Below are 3,411 nucleotides of genomic sequence, written 5' to 3'. Positions count from 1 at the left end.
CACCCCCCCACCCCTGTCTTAAACATTTGTTTGGGGGCGGGCTGGTTTTTTTGTTTACACCCCCCCCCGCGGGCCCCCCGGCGGGCGCCGCCCCCCGCCCCGCACCCGAGCACCTCACATCTGGGACATTTTCCTATGCGCAAGAAGACGTTCGCCGCGGCCGCCCTGCTCGCCGCCGCCACCCTGACCCTCTCCGCCTGCGGCAACGGCGACGACGGCAAGTCGCCCATCGCCGTGGTCTCCGAGGAGTCCGGCTCGGCAAAGGCCGCGACCGTGCTCGACCAGCCGTTCGAGAAGCCTGACCTGGTCCTCACCGACACCCACGGCCAGAAGTACGACCTCCGCAAGGAGACCAGGGGCCGGCCGACTCTGATCTACTTCGGCTACACCCACTGCCCCGACATCTGCCCCCTGACGATGAACAACATCGCGGTCGCCAAGAAGGCGCTGCCCAAGGCCGAACAGGGCAGGCTGCGGGTCGTCTTCGTCACCACCGACCCGGCCCGCGACACTCCGGCCGAACTCGGCAAGTGGCTCAAGGGCATCGACACCCAGTTCATCGGCCTGACCGGCGACTTCTCCACCATTCAGGCGGGCGCCCGTTCCCTCGGCATCTCCATCGAGCCGACGAAGAAGGACAAGAACGGCAAGATCGTCTCCGTGCACGGAACCCAGGTCGTCGCCTTCTCGCCCAAGACCGACGGGGGCTACCTCATCTACGGCGAGGACACCACGGTCGACGACTACACCAAGGACCTCCCCAAGATCATCAATGGGGTGAAGCCGTGAGGCGCCTCGCCGTCCCCGCCGCCGCGCTGACGGGCACCCTCGCACTCGCACTCGCGGGCTGCGGCGGGTCCGGTGACACGAAGGCCCGACTCTCGGTCGGCTCCTCCTACATGCCCCAGCCCGTCTCGGCCGACATGGCGGCCGGCTTCCTGACGATAACCAACGAGGGCGGCACGAAGGACGAGCTGACCTCGGTCACCAGCGACATCGCCGGCGAGGTCACCATGCACGACACGGTCGGCGGGGCGATGCAGGAGGTCACCTCCCTCGCCGTACCCGCGCACGGTCAACTCGTCTTCAAAAGCGGTGGCAACCATCTGATGTTCGAGAAGCTGAAGCGCAAGCCGAGGCGGGGCGACACGGTCACCCTCAAGCTGAGGTTCGCCAACTCGGGACCCGTCACCGTCGAGATGCCGGTGAGGTCCGCCACGTACAACCCGTCGACCGGACACTGAGGGAGGGACCCCTTGACGCGGACCATCACCCCCCGCCTGCGCACCCTGGTGCTGCTGTTCCTGGCCGTCACCGGCGCGCTCCTCGCCGGTGCCGGGCCGGCCTCCGCGCACGCCGCCCTGACCGGCAGCGACCCCGCGCAGGGGGTGGTGGTCGACAAGGCGCCCGAACAGGTGTCGCTCACCTTCTCCGAGAAGGTGGCGATGAACGACGACTCGCTGCGCGTCCTCGACCCCAAGGGCAAGCGGGTCGACCTCGGCAAGCCGACCGAGGTGAGCGGGACCACCTACGCCGTGCAACTCAAGAGCGGCCTGGGCAAGGGCACGTACACCGTCACCTACCAGGTCGTCTCCGCGGACAGCCACCCCGTGGCCGGCGCCTACACCTTCTCCGTCGGCGAGCCCTCCCTGACCACCGTCTCGGTCTCCGGCCGGACGGCGGGCGGCGGAGTGGTCGGCTGGCTCTACGGCTTCGGGCGGTACGTGTCGTACGCCGGATTCATCGTGCTCGCGGGCGGCGCCGCCTTCGTGCTCGCCTGCTGGCGGCGCGGCTCCGGGGTACGGGCCATGCAGCGCCTCGTCGTCGGCGGCTGGCTCGCACTCACCGCGGCCACGCTCTGGCTGCTGCTCCTGCGCGGCTCGTACACGACCTCCGGCGCGTTCGGCGACATCTTCGACCTGAACCTGCTCGGCCAGGTACTGCAGACCAAGACGGGTGCCGCGCTAGTCTCCCGGCTGCTGCTGCTCGCCGCCGCCGCCCTCTTCATCGCCGTGCTCTTCGGGGCGTACGACAAGCGGGAGGACGAGGAGAAGCGCGACCTGACGTTCGGGCTCTCGATCGGCGGGACCGTGGTCGCCGCCGGACTCGCGGCGAGCTGGGCGATGGCCGAGCACGCCTCGACCGGGCTCCAGCCGGGCATCGCCATGCCGGTCGACGTGCTCCATCTGCTGGCGGTCGCCGCCTGGCTGGGCGGGCTCGTCGCCCTCCTCGTCGCGCTCCACCGGGCGCCCGCCGAGACCCCCGTCGAGGCCGCCGCCGTACGCCGCTTCTCGCGCGTCGCCTTCGGCTCGGTGCTCGCGCTGGTCGCCACCGGCACCTACCAGTCCTGGCGCCAGCTCGGCTCCTGGTCGGCGTTCACCGACACCCGGTACGGACAACTCCTGCTCGTCAAGATCGGGCTCGTCCTGCTGCTCGTCGGCATCGCCTGGATCTCGCGGCGCTGGACGGCCCGGCTCGCCGACACGGGGGTCACCGCGCTGAAGGCGGAGGCCGAGGTATCCGCCAAGAAGCACGTCACGGCTCCGGCCGCGGCCGGGGAGACCGCCGCCGGTTCCAAACGGGCCGCCCAGCTCTCCCGCCAGCGGGCCGCCGTGGACGCCGCCCGGCAGAAGCGGCTGCGGGACGCCGACCCCCACCGCTTCGGCCTGCGCCGCTCGGTGTTCGCGGAGGCGGGCGTGGCGGTCGTCCTGCTCGCCGTCACCACCGTGCTGACCCAGACCGAACCGGGGCGCACCGAGCAGGAGGCCAAGGCCGCCACCTCGTCGGCGTCCTCCTCGTCGTCGACCTCGTCCTCCGGGGCGCTCACCCTGGACATGCCGTTCGACACGGGCGGCAAGGACGGCAAGGGCGTCGTACGGTTCGACCTCGACCCCGCGCGCGTGGGCGGCAACGAGATGCACGTCTACGTCCAGCGGCCCAACGGGCGCGCCTTCGACATCCCCGAGGTGAAGGTCGCCTTCACCCTCGAGGCCAAGAAGATCGGGCCGCTTCCCGTGACCCCCGACCACATCGCCACCGGACACTGGTCCGCGACCGGAGTACAGATCCCGATGGCCGGCGAATGGAAGATCGCCGTGACCGTACGGACCTCCGACATCGACCAGGCGACCGTCTCCAAGAACGCTCAGATCGGCTGAACCGCACCATGGCTGACCAGTCCACCCCTTCCGAAGTGATAGAACCCACCGGCGCCGTCTCCGGGAGCGAAGGCTCTGGCCAGGGGATCTCGCGGCGAACGCTGCTCGGCACCGCCGGTGCGACCGGACTCGTGCTCGGCGCGGGGGGGGCGGGCGCCCGGGGGCCGGCCCCGCCCCCCGCGGGCCCCCCCCCGGCGGGGGGGGGGGGCGGGCGGGGGGGGGGTGCCGCGGGACGCCCCCCCGCGCGGGCCGC

Annotated in this window: 3 protein-coding genes; all 3 read left to right on the top strand. The window is 71.3% G+C overall.

Annotated features, from left to right (window positions below; translation table 11 throughout):
• Positions 1-135 precede the first annotated feature (135 nt).
• From ACFW2E_RS43760 to ACFW2E_RS43750, 3 genes are read left to right on the top strand one after another with little or no spacing between them, the layout of a single operon-like run.
• On the top strand, positions 136-789 hold the full coding sequence (locus tag ACFW2E_RS43760) for an SCO family protein (protein WP_384476830.1): 654 nt from the start codon (positions 136-138) through the stop codon (positions 787-789).
• The gene (locus ACFW2E_RS43755) at positions 786-1,244 is read left to right on the top strand and encodes a copper chaperone PCu(A)C (RefSeq protein ID WP_384476827.1); all 459 of its coding nucleotides are present in this window, start codon (positions 786-788) and stop codon (positions 1,242-1,244) included. The genes ACFW2E_RS43760 and ACFW2E_RS43755 overlap by 4 nt, the downstream gene beginning before the upstream one ends.
• Before the next feature lie 12 nt (positions 1,245-1,256).
• The gene (locus ACFW2E_RS43750) at positions 1,257-3,158 is read left to right on the top strand and encodes a copper resistance CopC/CopD family protein (RefSeq protein ID WP_384476825.1); all 1,902 of its coding nucleotides are present in this window, start codon (positions 1,257-1,259) and stop codon (positions 3,156-3,158) included.
• The last annotated feature ends 253 nt before the right edge of the window (positions 3,159-3,411 follow it).

This window comes from Streptomyces sp. NPDC058964 (assembly GCF_042741275.1).
GTDB lineage: Bacteria > Actinomycetota > Actinomycetes > Streptomycetales > Streptomycetaceae > Streptomyces.
Note: the sequence above shows the minus strand (reverse complement) of the source record. Positions and strands in the feature narration are given on the sequence as shown.